The organism is Alkalihalobacterium chitinilyticum, from assembly GCF_029028005.1.
GTDB lineage: Bacteria > Bacillota > Bacilli > Bacillales > Bacillaceae_F > Alkalihalobacterium > Alkalihalobacterium chitinilyticum.
On sequence record NZ_JAOTPO010000002.1, the window covers coordinates 1 to 15875 of the forward strand.

Here is a 15875-nt window from a genome sequence, read left to right on the forward strand (position 1 = left end):
TCGGAGCGATGTTTCTCAATGAACTCAAACCTCATGGCCGTGGTCTGCTGAAGATGTGCACCGCCTTTTTTACAATAGCTAATTCTTCTTTTGTAGATGCTAGCTCGCGGTCCTTTTCTTTCAATTGACGCTCTTTATCACGTAGCTGTTGTTCTAACTGAAGGTTACGTTCTTCAGCTGCTAAAGGTTCATTCTCAAACTCACGATATTGAGTCATCCACTGATGTAAGCAACTAAGCGGAATATCTAATTCCTGTGCAATATCTCTCATTGTTTTCCTTTGTCTTTGTTCTTGTGCGAATTTAACCGTTTGTCGCTTAAATTCTTCATTATACCTTTGCCGATGTTCACCCATGGGAACCCCTCCTTGTTATTATCATCATATCCAAAAATGATGTTCGTTAAAGGGGTGTCCACTTTTTATTCTAATTGCACTGAGTCCGCTAAAACCTAAAAAATAGTGGTTTTCGTTAAAATAAGGGCCTCTCAGTCCGCTTATTTTTAAAACAATTTTGTGCAGTACTACCTGTGTTGATAGCTTATCCATTTATTCCTAAAACGGTACCTCCCGCTGGCCATCGCTCGAGGTCGCTTCGGTCGGTCCATCCAACGTGCCCAAAGAGCGCGGTACTTACCCTCCAGTGCTTGTCGCCTTCCGCATTTCTAATTATTTAAAGAAATTTCCGCTGAACTTTTTCCCAGAATGAATTGTTTTTTAACTTTAATACTTTAATTTGACGTGGTGATACTTTTATCTCTAATTGTTTCGCGTGACGAATGCTCATCGCTTCGTTATCTAAACCGATAATCGGAAAGTCATTTCCATCCTGCACAATTTCAAGCTTTAATGTTCGCGTATTACTCAATAAAAATGAAGTTCCGAGTGTCCGGTAGTCGTTATTATTAATAGACGCAATTTCACTTACTTGCATGGAAGGGAGACGTGGATCTACGATGGCTCCGCGAACTGACTTGTTATAAGCTGTACTGCCTGTAGGAGTGGAAACGATGATTCCGTCACCGCGAAATGTTTCAAAGTTTTCATTATCAATAAAAACTTCGATAACTAATGTTTTGATTACGTTAGAGCGAATACTGCACTCATTTATACAATAGTACGGCTTCTCTTCATCAATTTTTACTTCAATGGTTGAATATTTTCTTACTTCTACTTCTTCACTACTCATCGAAGCCATCATTTTATCTACTTCTTGGATGGTAAAATCGGTATAGAAACCAATGTCCTCTGTGTTGACTCCAACGTATAAGCAATCGTCCTTAAAGTTTGTTTTTCGTAAAGCTTGCAAAAACGCATTGTCACCGCCGATAGAAACAATGATGTTGGCTTTGTCAACTTGATCAACGATTTCAAAATCGTGTCGATGAGCTAAATCGCGTAATGAAGAAACTTTTTCCTCCATTTCTGGGGTTCTTTTATAAAAGAAAAAAAGATTTTTACGATTGGGCATATTATGTAACTTCCTTTCAAAAATAGACTACCTACTTATGGTACATTATTTTTTTCATACGTAGTATTGTCATCTCTCTGAATGTACATTCGTTTCATAATTTCAAACAATATGCTAAAATTTAACAATGTATTTAATGTATAGGGGTGTTTATGAATTATGAGTAAAAAAAGATGGCTTGGGTTGCTAGCAGTTGTAGTACTATTTATCCTTTCCACAACGATTAACTTCAGGACAGCAACTACAACAACGAATTGGGATGAAGTTTTTACCGGCGTTGATCGTAAGTGGGTGGAACGAACAATACGGGAAGGAGACAGAAAAGAAAAAATTGTTGTTCTGGATGTCAATGGTGTAATTCAAGATCAAGAGGACAGCTCATTACTGTTTCAAACACCAGGGTACCGGCATCGAACTTTTTTACAAATGCTCGAGCATGCTGGAAAAGACCCAGATGTAGAAGGAATTATTATTCGCGTGAATTCGCCAGGTGGCGGAGTTGTTGAAAGTGCTGAGGTGTATGATAAAATCCGCAGTATTCAAGAGGAGTACTTTAAAAAAATATACGTTTCCATGGGCAGTATGGCTGCTTCTGGTGGATATTACATAGCGGCACCGGCTGATAAAATCTTTGCAAATACCTCGACAATTACCGGGTCTTTAGGGGTTATTATGCAGTCGTACAATGTTTCTGAATTGGCTGAACAAATTGGTATTAAAGAACAGACGATTAAAAGTGGAGAATTTAAAGACATTATGTCACCGACAAGAGATATGACAGATGATGAGAGAGAGATCCTTCAGTCGATCATAGATGATGCCTATAATGAATTTGTGAATGTCATCGTTGAAGGAAGAGGTTTACCTGAGGCTGAAGTAAGAAACATTGCTGACGGTCGAATTTACAGTGGCGCTCAAGCGAAACAACTAGATCTAGTTGATGAAATTGGAAGTTATGAAGAAACAGTTGATGCATTAATTGAAGATTTAGGCTTTGGAAACTTACGAGTGATCAGATATGAGACATCTGTAGGTTTTAATGATTTACTGCAATTATCGGCACAAAGGTTAACGACAAATCAAGGTGATTTACTTGGACTGCAGCAATTATTGCGACAAACAAATTCCCCGTCCTTAATGTATTTATATACGAAGTAGGAGTAGGTTTATGGAAAATAACTATAACGAATTACAAGAAGAACAAATTGAAGTGACCGATAATGCAGGACGAGAATACCGCTATGCTGGATTTTGGATGCGACTATGGGCATTTTTGTTAGACAGTATAATCATTTTTAGTATCAACGGAATTTTAATTACCCCTGTTTTGAGATGGTTAGACCTTACAAGAGAAACGATTTGGTTTTTCTCAGTTGCCGGGGCTTTAACAACGCTGGTTGGATTTATATATTTCACACTGTTGACCAAGTGGTTTTCTCAAACGTTAGGGAAACAAGTTTTTGGTCTAAAAGTAGTGCAAACCAATGGCGATAGTCTTTCATGGAAAACGGCTGTATTTCGAGAAGTGATCGGCAGATATTTACACCATCCTTTTTTACCTTTAAAGTTGCTTTATTTGATCATTCCTTTTTCACAAACAAAACAAGGGCTACATGATCGCATTGCTGACACTTATGTCATACATGAAGAAAGATAACCTGTCATTCGACAGGTTTATTTTTTTTACTTTGGTCAATAATGGAAAAGGTTACGACTTATTAATAATCTTAAAATGAAATGGTGATTAGAATGAATATCTTCATTCTCGTTATATTAATAATTTTTTTGCTCTTATTTATTATTTGTATAACAAAATTAACGATCTTTATCAGCTATTATCATAATGGCGATGACGATGAACTAATGGTGCGTGTCCGCATGTGGAAAGTTCTCTCTTATACGTTTAAAGCACCGTTAATCAAAATTGATAAAGACTCTCCATCTTTAATTGTAGAAGAAGAACAAGAAATCGGTGGAATAGAAGATGAGAAAAAAGTAAAAATTACATTTGAGAGGATCATGAGAGAACTTGAAAGGGCAAAGGATTTTTTACAGCAAGTTGTCGGGTTCCATAAGATTGTACGCCGGTTTCTGAAACATGTATCAGTTAAGGATTTAAGGTGGACGACAAATGTTGGAGTATCTGATGCAGCTTTAACAGGCTTTCTTTCAGGAATGGCATGGTCTGTAAAAGGCGGGATTGTCGGCTTAATTGCGAATTACACAAGAATGAGAAATATGCCGAAGCTAACGATTAATCCTCATTTTCAACAAACCCTGTCTCAAACCGATTTAAAATGTATAGTTTCCTTTAGAATCGGACATTCTATCATCGCGGGTCTTCTTGTATTAAGACACTGGAAAAGACGGCCAGCATCACTTAAACCAAGTGAGGAAAAGGCGTAGCTCAATTACAACTACATAATTCAAATCTTAAGATATAAAAGGTTGATAATTGGGGACAATAGAAATATAACAAAAATGACAGGAGGTATTTATTATGTCAGATCATCCTATTCAAGGCCTAATGAAAACAGCTATGGAAAATTTAAAAGAAATGGTTGATGTAAATACAATCGTTGGTGACCCAGTTGAGACTCCTGACGGCAGTGTCATTATGCCAATATCAAAAGTCGGCTTCGGATTTGCTGCGGGTGGTAGTGAATTCGTAGTTGACCATAAAACAGCTACAGGTACAACTGAAACGTTGCATCCTTTTGGTGGAGGTAGCGGGGGCGGTGTTTCCATTACACCAATCGCCTTCTTAGTTGTTAGTTCAACAGGTGTTAAAATGGTTCATTTGGACAGCAGTACGCACTTATATGAAAAACTTCTTGATTTTGCACCACAAGTTGTTGAAAAAATCCAACAAATGGTAAACAGTGGTAGTGACAACCAAAACCAAGATGAAACAAAAATTACAACAACAACTTCAACGACATCAACGTTAGAAGATATTGATCCAGATCGTTTAACTTAAAAAGTTAGAAAACGAAGGGTAACCATCTTACCCTTCGTTTTTTCTGTGTGATATTTTACAATTCATTTTGTGCAGATGGTTTTAATAAATTCGAACTAATTATTTATGCAGGTATTTTTAAGAAGATAACGAAATACAAATAGGTTGAAAATTTTGCTAAAAAAAATTATGATTAACACTGTACATATGTTAATAACTAGGGAGGAAATTTATTATGGCAAACGTAACATTTAAAGGTAACCCAGTAACATTATTAGGTAACGAAGTAAACGCAGGTGACACGGCACCAGATTTCACAGTGCTTGCTAACGACTTATCTCCAGTAACATTAGCAGACAGCAAAGGAAAAGTACGTTTAATTAGTGTAGTACCATCTGTTGACACTGGAGTTTGTGACCAACAAACACGTCGTTTTAACGAAGAAGCAGCAGGTCTAGGTGATGTACAAGTACTAACAGTAAGTGTTGACCTGCCGTTTGCTCAAAAACGTTGGTGCGCTGCAGCCGGTATCGAAAACCTTCAAACGGTTTCTGACCACCGTGATTTATCTTTCGGTAAAGCATTTGGTGTAGCAATCGAAGAGCTGCGTTTATTAGCTCGTGCTGTGTTTGTTATTGATGCTAACGATAAAGTAACATATGTAGAATATGTTTCCGAAGCAACAAACCATCCTAACTACGAAGCAGCAATCGAAGCTGTAAAAGCAGCTCAATAATAAATAACATTAATGCAGAAGAGGCTGAATTGGTCAGCCTCTTTTTTGCTGTAAGCGAAATGAGCCAGAATCAGAAGATATGCACCCGACAATACCAGTATCAGGAATAAATGAGCCGGAAACTGAAGATACGAACTCAGTATTACCAGTATCAGGAATAAATGGGCCAGATGCTGAAAATACGAACCCAATATTACCAGTATCAGGAATAAATGGGCCAGAAGCTGAAGATACGAACTCGATATTACCAGTATCAGGAATAAATGGGCCAGAAGCAGAAGTTAAGAACCTAATATTACCAATATAAGGAATGAGTGAGTCAGAAGCAGAAGATCTGAACTCGATATTACCAGTATCAGGAAGAAGTGGGCCGTAACCAGAGGATAAGAACCCAACAATAACACTAGCAACGGGAAGCAATAAAGCAGAAACCGGAGAAATCATTCCAAAAACCACCATCACATCAATGAAAGTCTCTTAGTATTCACTATAATAGGAACTCTTCCCATATCCCATTAGTTTATAATGCGTCCTAAGAATTTTATTAATAATTTTTCTGGATGGAACTATGTTACACCACTCTTGAATATTGCTAGTAGTTATTTTTCTATCGGGAAACAAGACTTTGAATTCTTCTACACTACGAATAACTGCTGGAGTGATACCTTCTCTAAAACCACAGCTACATATTAATACACCATCTGAGAATTCGGTTATAAAGGACGAACATGAGCCGCAAACTATACCTTTCTTGATCTGTTCATAACTATAATCAGGTAAGCGTAAATAGGGGGACTGAGTAAGTCTTATAGATAATAGCTTTTCGGCAAGGTTAAAGTGATTTTTGCTGAGTTTTGAAGATTTGTTGTTCATTGTGTTGATAAAGCGGTTTAATTGGGTGGGGAAAATGATGGGTGAATTCAGTGGAGCTTGATAGAGGTGAAAATTTGGATTGATAAAAATGAGATAGGGGACAACCGAAACGTGAATTCCATGTTCAATTAGAAGACGGTTCAATAACGATTGACTTCGGTTCAATTGTAGCAAGGGATTGCTGATCTCAGACTTAGTAAGCGTATACCATAGATCTTTTTCAATATAAAAATCACCTTCATAATTTTTCACTTCAAAAATGTATAGTGTATCTGCAGTCAACAATAACGTATCAATTTGAAAGACCGTATTGTTAGTCTCAAATAATATGTCATGGAGAACAATACATTCCAGTGAAAGGTTCTTCAACCACTTATCAAAGGCCACTTCTCCTATATGCCCCTTTTCAAGGTTAGTTAAGTAATTCTTTTCTTTTTTTGTAAGGGTAGTCCGTACATTCAAACACCTTAAAACCTTTAGTTCAAGTGACTCACTACGCGGTTTAATAATCATGTGTCACCTCCTTTAAAATACTCTAAATTAATCATATGAAAGCATTGATTATATGACAAGTAAAAATTGACTCATAGGTGTAAATGAAGAAACAATTTTTCCTTTAGGTTATGAAAAGTGAGTCAGGTGAGATAGTGATATAATCTCAATCTAAAATAAAGTTATAAATAAAAAATCACCACAAAAGGTTTATTATTTCAATGTTTTTGCTAAAATATACGAATGGACAAAAAATAGAACGGAGGAGAAATCGTGTTAGAAGCGAAAACGAATTTAGAAAAACTCTTCGTAGTACTAGATGAGAGTGCGGAACTATTAAAAGAAGAGCTTGACGTTACGTACCTAGAAGCTTTAGCAGAAGCAGGAGAAAACTTTTTTCAAGGGGAAGTCGTACAAGATCTCACTTCTTCTACTAAAAAGCAATTAGAACAACGTTTACAACAAGTCGATGTAGAATCCTTACATAAAGAAGAGGTGCGAAAAGCGCTCCAGTTGGCGGTCCTAAAAGGTATGAAAGAAGCGACCCAACCGAATCATGCTCTAACGCCGGATACTGTAGCGGTTTTTATCAGTTATCTAGTTAATAAAGTGACAAGCAAAATGAAAGACGTGACAATAGGCGATCCAGCTGTTGGAACAGGAAACTTACTAACGGCTGTTATGAATGGGCTTCCGAAGAAATCCAAAAGCTACGGATTAGAAGCGGATGAAACACTACTACACTTAGCGTTTGTCAGTGCAAATTTACAGCAACAAGAAATTGAACTGTATCATCAGGACAGCATTCGTCCGTTAAGCTTGGCTCCTGTAGATGTAATGATATCGGATTTACCAATAGGGTATTATCCAAACGATGACATTGCTGCCAATTATGAGTTGAAGGCGAAAGAAGGACGGTCGTTTGTACACCATTTAATGATTGAAAAATCATTGGAGTTAACAAAGGAAAATGGCTATCTCATTTTTCTAATTCCTAACTTCCTATTTGAAAGTGATCAAGCACCTGCACTTAATGCGTACCTTAAAGAAAAATCAATCATTTTAGGTTTATTACAATTGCCACAGACGATGTTTAAAAACGCTCAATCTGGAAAAAGTATATTAATCTTGCAGAAAAAAGGACCAGATGCAATTCAACCACGCCAAGCGTTGCTCGCAGAAATGCCATCTTTTTCACGTCAAGACGCATTGGCAGATATGTTAAAGCAAATTGATCGTTGGTTTAAAGAGGAATTAAATCTTTCATAAAACCTTCAAAACCTGGAACAGCTGCCTAGTAAACCATTAAAAATTCCTGAAGAACAATAATAAAGGCTTCCTTAATATTTGATGTTCACGAACCATGAAATTTCATGGCTCCTAAGTCAAATACAACAAGGGGCCTTTTAGTTTGTCTAAAAGTAACCCCAATAATGTTTCGCAACCAAACGGGTAAAAGTAAATTAGCAAGGATAACTACTGCTACGTTCAAGCCAAAAAATTAACAAAGCTACCAAAATGGAAATAAAAGTCTTGCCATTCGGTTACATTAAGTGATGGGTTACTGTTTATTAACAGTTTTAAAGCGTATTCATTTCTGAATTTAAAGACTTTACTAAAGGTAGTTGAAAATGCTGAATTTGAATGTTTAAATAGGTATGGTCATCATATGATTATTTAGATTTACAGCAACAACTCATGACCAAAAGTAATACATGATTATAGATATGAGTGTGATTTATTTATCCACTCAGTACAATAAAGAAGGAGCGGTTCATAATAATGGCAAAGATAATAGCAATCAATGCAGGTAGTTCCTCACTAAAGTTTCAATTATTAGAAATGCCAGAAGAGACAGTGTTAACGAAAGGTATCGTTGAGAGAATAGGTTTAGGTGACAGTATTTTTACAATCGAAGTAGACGGTGATAAGAAAAAAGAAACAACAGATATCCCAGACCATTCGTTTGCTGTAAAAATGTTACTTGATAAGTTAACAACTCTTGGCATTATTTCGTCATTAGATGAAATTGAAGGTATTGGTCACCGTATCGTACACGGCGGTGAAAAATTTAATGACTCCGTCTTAATAACAGATGAAGTATTAGCGGGAATTGAGGAAGTTTCCGAACTAGCACCATTACATAACCCAGCTAACATTGTTGGAGTCAAAGCTTTTAAAGAAGTGTTACCGAATGTACCTGCTGTTGGTGTGTTTGACACAGCCTTCCACCAAACGATGCCGGAAAAATCATTTTTATATAGTTTGCCTTACGATTACTACAAAGAATACGGCATTCGTAAATACGGTTTCCACGGGACATCACACAAATATGTATCGCAACGTGCATCAGAATTACTTGACCGGCCGCTAGAACAAATTCGTTTGATCTCTTGTCATTTAGGAAATGGAGCAAGTATTGCTGCGATTGATGGGGGGAAATCCATTGATACATCGATGGGCTTTACACCTCTAGCAGGGGTAACGATGGGAACTCGTTCTGGTAATATTGACCCTGCCTTAATTCCGTACATTATGGAGAAGACAGGCAAGACAGCTCAAGAAGTGTTAGACGTATTAAATAAAAACAGTGGGATGCTTGGAGTTTCTGGTTTTTCAAGTGACCTTCGTGATATTGAGACAGAAGCGGAAAACGGTAATGAGCGTGCAGAATTAGCTCTTGAAGTGTTTACTTCACGAATTCATAAATATATTGGTTCTTATGCAGCGCGTATGAACGGTGTTGATGCGATCATCTTTACAGCAGGTATCGGTGAAAATAGTGATGTCATTCGCGAACGCGTACTTCGTGGATTAGAGTTCATGGGTGTGTATTGGGATCCAACATTAAATAAAGTACGAGGAAAAGAAGCATTTATTAATTATCCTCATTCTCCTGTAAAAGTGCTAATCATCCCGACAAATGAAGAAGTGATGATTGCTAGAGATACAGTAAGATTAGCACAATAATACTGTTTAGTTTAAAGAGGCGGCCTATCCAAATGGTCAGCCTCTTTTTCTTTGCATTTTTCTTAAAGAATGTTGCTCTTAGCTTCTGGATCGAGCCACGTAAAAGCTTAACGCCTTGTGTGAAGCGAAAACGTAACAAATGCAACAAAGTATACGAAAAATGCTTTTGTAAAACCTAATAAACGCTCCATATAAATCCTCAAATTTGACTACCATCTAATCACTCTCGTCCTTACAAATAGGCTCCCTCTACATCCCAACGTAAAAACCTTTTATTCCCGAATTAGATCGCATACAATGGAAGTAACTTAGAATTATTGGGAGAGTGTTCATAATTGACTTGGATGAACAAACAAGAAGGAGAACGTATCGTCGACTATTTCATCGTGAGAGAACGTGAAACGAGCATTGCGACGAATGGAAGCGAATATATATCTCTCACTTTAAGTAATAAGGATGGAATTATACGAGCGAAATTATGGGATGTAACAGAAAAAGAAAAAGAATGGCTGCATAAACGAGCGCTTATTAAAGTCGATGGACTGATTACATTTTATCGCGGGCAGCGTCAATTAACGATCCAGCGGGTTCGCTTAGTAACGGAAGAAGATGCAATTGAAATTAATGATTTATTAAACCATGCGAACATTCCACGTGAAGATTTATGGCAAGAGTTACGAATGTTTATCGAAGAAATTGACAGTGAAACGCTTCGAGAATTAGTAAAGACACTGTTAAGGAAGAAAGAGATCCGTGAAAAATTAACAACCATTCCTGCAGCGAAGCAGTATCATCATGCCTATTATGCCGGGTTGCTTGAGCATATTGTTACACTCTGTCATGTCTCAGCTCAACTCTTGCAAGTATACCCGCAATTAAATAAAGATGTCATTATGACAGTTTGTATTTTACATGATATCGGAAAAACAAAAGCGTTAACTGATCCGGTTGTACCAGACTATACAACGAATGGTGAATTAATTGGTCATGTTGTTTTAAGTATAGAAATGATACTAGAAGGAGCCATAGAAGCAGGAATTTCGACAGATGATCACGAAGTTTTAGCAGTAAAGCATTGTATCCTATCTAGTCATGTAAATGACAGCCTGCAAAGCGGGGTAAGCAGCAAAACAGCAGAAGCTATATTTTTTCAACATATTAATAAGCTAGATAACCAATTGAATGCTCTCTTTATGATAGGAAATGAAGCGAATGAAGATTGGACCTTTTCACCGATGTTTAAGAGAAGAATGTATACCAATCGAAAGTAAAGTTGGATTGACAACTGAGGGGGAACCAAGAGATGAACCGAGTATCGCTAGAAAAAATAGAGAAAAAAAAGTTAACATATGATCAATTAACGAATCGTATGGATCCAAGCCAATTTCCGTTCGAAACGACAGCAGATGCAGGCAGTTTAACAGGGGAAATGATCGGACAAGAAAGGGCGGTTCAAGCCATTGATTTTGGGTTAACTGTCAAACAAGAAGGTTATAATTTATTTTTAGTAGGGCCGAGTGGTACTGGCAAAACAACGTTTGCAAAATCAAAGGTAAAAGAAGTTGCTGCAACGAAGTCGACACCATCAGACTGGATCTATGTCTATAATTTTGCGCATTCGGATCAACCGATTGCGATATCGTTACCGCCCGGACAAGGTGTTATTTTTCAAAAAGACATTTCAGAATTTATAACGGAAGTTCGGCAAGAGATTGAAAAGGTGCTTTCTAGTAAAGATTTTGAGCAATCGAAAGTAGATATCATTCAATATTACGAAGAAACCATTAACCTGCAGTGGCAAGACTTAGATGATTTAGCTTACAATGAATATTTTCAGATTGAACGAAATTCATCGAGCCTGATGGCAATTCCATTAGATGAAAATAGAGAAGCGCACACGGAAGAAACCTATCGCAATCTATCCAATGAACAAAAACAACAAATTGCTGAAAAGACGAGAGAGCTTAATAAACGTTTGACTGAGATTAACCGAAGAACAGCTCTATTAGAACGTGATTTAAAGAAAAGTATTCAAGACCTTGAAGAAAATACGATCTTGGAGACAATCCATCCTTATATTGAACTGTTAGTAAAAAAATATCCAGGCCAAGAAAAACTGGCTGAATATATAATGAGTTTAGAAAAAGATATTATCAAAAACTGGCAGGATTTGATTGACTCACATATGGATCAAGAAGAAGACTTGTTTGCTTCTTTATTACAAAAAAATGAGAAGAAAGACGACTCTCGCTACCATGTGAATGTGTTTATAGATAATAGTGAGGTAAAAGGGGCACCGGTAATCCACGAAAACAATCCTACATATACGAACTTATTTGGGAAGTTTGACTTTAAAAGTGCCTTTGGATCATTGATGACTAGTTTTTCGATGATGAAGCCAGGTGCGTTTCATTTGGCTAATGGAGGATATATCATTCTTCAGGCGTCAGATCTGCTAACGAATCCGTATTCTTGGAATGCATTAAAACGCATGCTTAAAACCGGTGAATTGCGCATTGAGAATTTGTTAGAGGACAGCGGTAATTCTGTTGTTTCTGCAGGGCTTAAACCAGAGCCGATCCCCGTTGAAATGAAGGTGATTTTAATAGGGACCATCGATATCTACCGACTTCTCTTTACTTATGATGAAGACTTTAAAAAGTTCTTTAAAGTAAAAGTAGATTTTGATGTGGAAATGGAAAGAAATGATGAACATTGTATGAAGTATGCATCATTTATCCATACTTATTGTAAAACTCAAAATTTATTACATTATACAAAAGAGGCTGTTGGAAGAGTCATTGATTATAGTACGCGATTAAGTAACAATCAAAACAAACTAACGACGTGTTTTCATGAAATCACAGAGTTGCTAGTAGAGGCGAATTATTGGGCGACACTAGAAAAGGCTGTGTCTGTGACAGCAATTCATGTCGATAAAGCCTTAAAAGAACGTAAGCAACGTTCAAACTTAATCGAAGAAAAAATTAATGGCTCTATCGAAGAAGGAACGATCATGATTGAAACAGAAGGAGAGAAGGTCGGCCAAATTAATGGTCTATCTGTATTAAGTACCGGTAATTATACGTTTGGTCAACCGAATAAAATAACAGCTAGAACGTATATTGGGTCAAAAGGAATTATTAATATTGACCGTGAGTCTTACTTGAGCGGGCCTATTCACTCCAAAGGACTATTTATTTTATCAGGTTACTTGCAAGGTGAATTTGCAAAAGACCATCCGCTACCTTTAGCTGCTAGCATTACATTTGAACAGTCGTATGATATGGTAGACGGTGACAGCGCTTCTAGTACAGAACTTTATGGAATCCTATCTTCCTTGGCCGATCTGCCAATTAACCAAGGAATTGCTGTGACAGGGTCTGTCAACCAATTCGGTGAAGTACAGCCAATTGGCGGGGTAAACGAAAAAATTGAAGGGTTTTATTATACATGTAAGTTAAGAGGCTTAACAGGAACACAAGGTGTCATCATCCCGATACAAAATGTAAAAAATTTAATGTTAGATGAAGAAGTGGTTACGGCAGTAAAAGATCGTCAGTTTTCCATTTGGGCAATTGAATCAATCCAAGAAGGCATTGAACTTTTAACGGGATATGAAGCAGGGGCGTACGATCCAATACATGGCTATCCAGAAGGAACGATCTATCACCGAGTTGAATTACGATTAAATGAAATGGTCCAATGGTTTCGCAAAAATGGTTCAAACGAAAGGAGGCAAAGCGAGTGTCTTTAAAGGTACAAGAAGAACGCTTGTTACTTGAAGTAGAACGTTGGGAACAAACTTTTTTTGAACATGATCCTACAGATTTTGAAATGATGTATCAAAAATGGCTGAATGTGAGTCTCGATCAACTAGGTACAGAAAAACGCTCGAAAGTTTTAGATACGATTGATAATTTTCTTTTCCATTTACATGCGATGATCCAAAACTCGCGATTTCATGAAGAGGCACGAGAGAGAATTTTAGATCAAGCCAAAGTGTTTGATGGAGAAATTGAAGACATTCAAGATATCAGACAGTTATCGATTGAAAAGCTTAACTTTATGGCCAAACAGCAAATGGCTAAGCAGCGCTTACTGTCTTTAGGGCAAGGCGGCGTTTCTGGTATGGGAGGAATTGTTTTATTAGGAATAGACCTGCCGGCAATGATCGCTATAAATATGCGAGCGATTCAACTGATTGCCTTATCTTACGGTTATGATGTAAAACGTCCATCCGAAATGATGATTGCGCTAAAAGTTTTCCATGTGGCCTCACTTCCTAAGGACTTACAAGGTGGTGCATGGGATGCGTTATGGGCTGAAGTGCAGACAGCAGACTATGATGAGTGGTTTTATACAGGAAATGAGGAAATTGCAGATATTTCTTGGATCCAGCAACCGTTAAGACAATTAGTTAAAGTAATGGTCATTATGTTACTGCGAAAAAAATTAATTCAAGGGGTACCGCTCATCGGTATGGCTTTTGGAGCGACGATGAACTATCAGTTTTCCAGACAAGTGACTGAAGTAGCACAGCGCTTTTATCAGAAACGATTATTACTTGAAAGAAATTAAAGTTAAATTAGTTATAACAACCTTATTTGTGAAGAGATTTACTTATTAAAGTAGATCTCTTCTATTTTCTTTTTAAAGAAAATCACGCGCAGGCGAGAAAAACATTTTATTGGACTTTATGAGTGAGGTTTTCGTTTTTACTTTGATTATTCCTGAGGTTTAGGCACAAATTAATAGAAACAACTATGACGCTTATTCAATGAAGGAGTGTATTTATGAGTGAAAAAAGACAGATTACAGTAGCCCGAGGAGACGGAATAGGACCTGAAATTATGGATGCTACCTTAAAAATTCTTGAATTTGCAGGAGCAATGATTGAACCAGAGTTTATTGATATTGGAGAAAAAGTGTATTTATCGGGAGAAACAGCCGGGATTAGTAACGAAGCATGGGAATCGCTACGCAGAACGAAAGTGTTCTTAAAGGCTCCAATTACGACTCCACAAGGTGGAGGCTATAAAAGTTTGAATGTTACTATTCGAAAAACTTTAGGGTTATATGCTAATATTCGTCCTAATATTTCTTATCATCCATTTGTAAAAACGAAACATCCAGATGTAAACCTTATCATCGTTAGAGAAAATGAAGAAGATCTATATGCAGGTATTGAGCATCAACATACACCAGAAGTTGTCCAATGTTTAAAGTTAATTACGAAACCTGGATGTGAAAAAATTATACGTTATGCATTTGAATATGCGGTGAAAAACAACCGTAAGAAAGTTACTTGTCTTACCAAGGACAACATTATGAAGCTGACGGATGGGCTATTTCATAAAACATTTAATGAGATAGCTGAAGAATATCCACAAATTGAAACAGATCATTGGATTATAGATATTGGAATTGCAAAGATTGCGGATACACCGCAAGAGTTTGATGTAATCGTGATGCCGAACCTGTACGGCGATATCGCTTCCGATGTAGCTGCTCAAATTACTGGAAGTGTTGGTCTTGCTGGGTCGGCAAATATTGGTGACCATGTAGCAATGTTTGAAGCCATTCACGGAAGTGCTCCAGATATTGCAGGAAAAGGAATAGCTAATCCGTCTGGTTTACTTCATGGAGCTATTATGATGTTAGTTCATATCGGGCAGGCAGAAGCAGCAACGAAAATACACAATGCTTGGTTAAAAACAATAGAAGACGGAATATTTACAGCAGATATTGCAAAAGGCGGGCCATCTGTTGGGACAGTTGAGTTTGCAGAGGCTGTAATTGAACGGTTAGGTCAAAGCCCAACGACATTTGCTCCTGTTATGTATAAGGTAGGGTTAGAAAAAAATGAGATAAAGTATGAAATGTCTCCATTAGCGAAGGATCGTGTAAAGCCCGATGTCATTCAAGAGTTAGACGGGGTAGATGTTTTTGTACTAAATAATACGTATACCTCAGACGAGTTAGGAGAGCAATTAGAGTCAGTAACTGGAGAGGACTTGGAGTTAATTGTGATCACTAATCGAGGAGTAAAAGTCTATCCAGGAGGGTTTCCAGAAACTTTTACAACAGATCATTGGAGATGCCGTTTTCAATTTAAAGCAAATGCTGATAAAACCAATAAAGAAATCCTAAATTTATTACAACGAATAGATGATGCAGGGCTACATTGTATAAAAACCGAAAATCTTTATACATTTAATGGTGAAAAGGGATACTCTTTAGGACAAGGTCAATAATGTTTATCTCGTTATACTGGCGCTTCCCACTTCAAGCTTTTGAGGGAAGCGCTGGTAACACCCCGATAGTTTCAACTTATTTTCAGAGGCGATGAAAAAAATCCCTCTTAAAAAGTTTC

At 37.2% G+C, this 15875-nt stretch carries 15 protein-coding genes; 11 read left to right on the top strand and 4 right to left on the bottom strand.

The window, feature by feature from the left end:
- Positions 1-31 precede the first annotated feature (31 nt).
- Entirely contained in the window at positions 32-355 is a 324-nt protein-coding gene (locus N7Z68_RS02755) for a transposase (protein ID WP_275116927.1), read from the bottom strand.
- A 316-nt stretch (positions 356-671) separates the two neighbouring features.
- Positions 672-1469, bottom strand: coding sequence for an NAD kinase (locus tag N7Z68_RS02760; protein WP_275116928.1), 798 nt, complete (start codon positions 1467-1469; stop codon positions 672-674).
- Between the two features lie 159 nt (positions 1470-1628).
- Here N7Z68_RS02760 and sppA point away from each other — a divergent pair, with 159 nt between their 5' ends.
- The 5 genes from sppA to tpx all read left to right on the top strand — a co-directional run bounded on the left by sppA (position 1629) and on the right by tpx (position 5164).
- Positions 1629-2627 (top strand): signal peptide peptidase SppA, encoded by a 999-nt coding sequence (gene sppA / locus N7Z68_RS02765; RefSeq protein ID WP_275116929.1) that lies wholly within the window; start codon positions 1629-1631, stop codon positions 2625-2627.
- A 10-nt stretch (positions 2628-2637) separates the two neighbouring features.
- Positions 2638-3126, top strand: coding sequence for an RDD family protein (locus N7Z68_RS02770; protein WP_275116930.1), 489 nt, complete (start codon positions 2638-2640; stop codon positions 3124-3126).
- A gap of 92 nt (positions 3127-3218) precedes the next feature.
- Entirely contained in the window at positions 3219-3875 is a 657-nt protein-coding gene (locus tag N7Z68_RS02775; protein ID WP_275116931.1) for a DUF2953 domain-containing protein, read from the top strand.
- A 94-nt stretch (positions 3876-3969) separates the two neighbouring features.
- Positions 3970-4449, top strand: a complete 480-nt coding sequence (gene ytfJ, locus N7Z68_RS02780) for a GerW family sporulation protein (protein ID WP_275116932.1) — start codon at positions 3970-3972, stop codon at positions 4447-4449.
- A 214-nt stretch (positions 4450-4663) separates the two neighbouring features.
- A complete protein-coding gene (tpx, locus tag N7Z68_RS02785; protein ID WP_275116933.1) occupies positions 4664-5164 on the top strand; it encodes a thiol peroxidase in 501 nt (166 codons plus the stop codon).
- Between the two features lie 33 nt (positions 5165-5197).
- On the opposite strand, the gene N7Z68_RS02790 is transcribed toward tpx, so the two are convergent.
- Together N7Z68_RS02790 and N7Z68_RS02795 are read right to left on the bottom strand one after the other, a co-directional pair.
- A complete protein-coding gene (locus tag N7Z68_RS02790) occupies positions 5198-5608 on the bottom strand; it encodes a hypothetical protein (RefSeq protein ID WP_275116934.1) in 411 nt (136 codons plus the stop codon).
- Positions 5609-5641: 33 nt separating this feature from the next.
- Entirely contained in the window at positions 5642-6550 is a 909-nt protein-coding gene (locus tag N7Z68_RS02795; RefSeq protein WP_275116935.1) for a nuclease-related domain-containing protein, read from the bottom strand.
- A 252-nt stretch (positions 6551-6802) separates the two neighbouring features.
- On the opposite strand from N7Z68_RS02795, the gene N7Z68_RS02800 reads away from it, so the two are divergent.
- From N7Z68_RS02800 to N7Z68_RS02825, 6 genes are all read left to right on the top strand, one after another.
- Complete coding sequence (locus tag N7Z68_RS02800) at positions 6803-7798, top strand: class I SAM-dependent methyltransferase (RefSeq protein ID WP_275116936.1); 996 nt, start codon at positions 6803-6805, stop codon at positions 7796-7798.
- Between the two features lie 513 nt (positions 7799-8311).
- Entirely contained in the window at positions 8312-9499 is a 1188-nt protein-coding gene (locus N7Z68_RS02805) for an acetate kinase (protein WP_275116937.1), read from the top strand.
- A 344-nt stretch (positions 9500-9843) separates the two neighbouring features.
- Positions 9844-10770, top strand: a complete 927-nt coding sequence (locus tag N7Z68_RS02810; RefSeq protein WP_275117358.1) for a 3'-5' exoribonuclease YhaM family protein — start codon at positions 9844-9846, stop codon at positions 10768-10770.
- A gap of 32 nt (positions 10771-10802) precedes the next feature.
- On the top strand, positions 10803-13256 hold the full coding sequence (locus tag N7Z68_RS02815; RefSeq protein ID WP_275116938.1) for an ATP-binding protein: 2454 nt from the start codon (positions 10803-10805) through the stop codon (positions 13254-13256).
- The gene (locus N7Z68_RS02820) at positions 13247-14080 is read left to right on the top strand and encodes an EcsC family protein (protein WP_275116939.1); all 834 of its coding nucleotides are present in this window, start codon (positions 13247-13249) and stop codon (positions 14078-14080) included. Before N7Z68_RS02815 ends, N7Z68_RS02820 begins: the two co-directional genes overlap by 10 nt.
- A 215-nt stretch (positions 14081-14295) precedes the next feature.
- A complete protein-coding gene (locus N7Z68_RS02825; protein ID WP_275116940.1) occupies positions 14296-15756 on the top strand; it encodes an NADP-dependent isocitrate dehydrogenase in 1461 nt (486 codons plus the stop codon).
- Positions 15757-15875 lie beyond the last annotated feature (119 nt).

Excerpts from the sequence above, each read along its gene's own strand:
- N7Z68_RS02755 (WP_275116927.1), bottom strand. The coding sequence starts at position 355 with ATGGGTGAACATCGGCAAAGGTATAATGAAGAATTTAAGCGACAAACG.
- N7Z68_RS02760 (WP_275116928.1), bottom strand. The coding sequence starts at position 1,469 with ATGCCCAATCGTAAAAATCTTTTTTTCTTTTATAAAAGAACCCCAGAA.
- sppA (WP_275116929.1), top strand. The coding sequence starts at position 1,629 with ATGAGTAAAAAAAGATGGCTTGGGTTGCTAGCAGTTGTAGTACTATTT.
- N7Z68_RS02770 (WP_275116930.1), top strand. The coding sequence starts at position 2,638 with ATGGAAAATAACTATAACGAATTACAAGAAGAACAAATTGAAGTGACC.
- N7Z68_RS02775 (WP_275116931.1), top strand. The coding sequence starts at position 3,219 with ATGAATATCTTCATTCTCGTTATATTAATAATTTTTTTGCTCTTATTT.
- ytfJ (WP_275116932.1), top strand. The coding sequence starts at position 3,970 with ATGTCAGATCATCCTATTCAAGGCCTAATGAAAACAGCTATGGAAAAT.
- tpx (WP_275116933.1), top strand. The coding sequence starts at position 4,664 with ATGGCAAACGTAACATTTAAAGGTAACCCAGTAACATTATTAGGTAAC.
- N7Z68_RS02790 (WP_275116934.1), bottom strand. The coding sequence starts at position 5,608 with ATGATTTCTCCGGTTTCTGCTTTATTGCTTCCCGTTGCTAGTGTTATT.
- N7Z68_RS02795 (WP_275116935.1), bottom strand. The coding sequence starts at position 6,550 with ATGATTATTAAACCGCGTAGTGAGTCACTTGAACTAAAGGTTTTAAGG.
- N7Z68_RS02805 (WP_275116937.1), top strand. The coding sequence starts at position 8,312 with ATGGCAAAGATAATAGCAATCAATGCAGGTAGTTCCTCACTAAAGTTT.
- N7Z68_RS02810 (WP_275117358.1), top strand. The coding sequence starts at position 9,844 with ATGAACAAACAAGAAGGAGAACGTATCGTCGACTATTTCATCGTGAGA.
- N7Z68_RS02815 (WP_275116938.1), top strand. The coding sequence starts at position 10,803 with ATGAACCGAGTATCGCTAGAAAAAATAGAGAAAAAAAAGTTAACATAT.
- N7Z68_RS02825 (WP_275116940.1), top strand. The coding sequence starts at position 14,296 with ATGAGTGAAAAAAGACAGATTACAGTAGCCCGAGGAGACGGAATAGGA.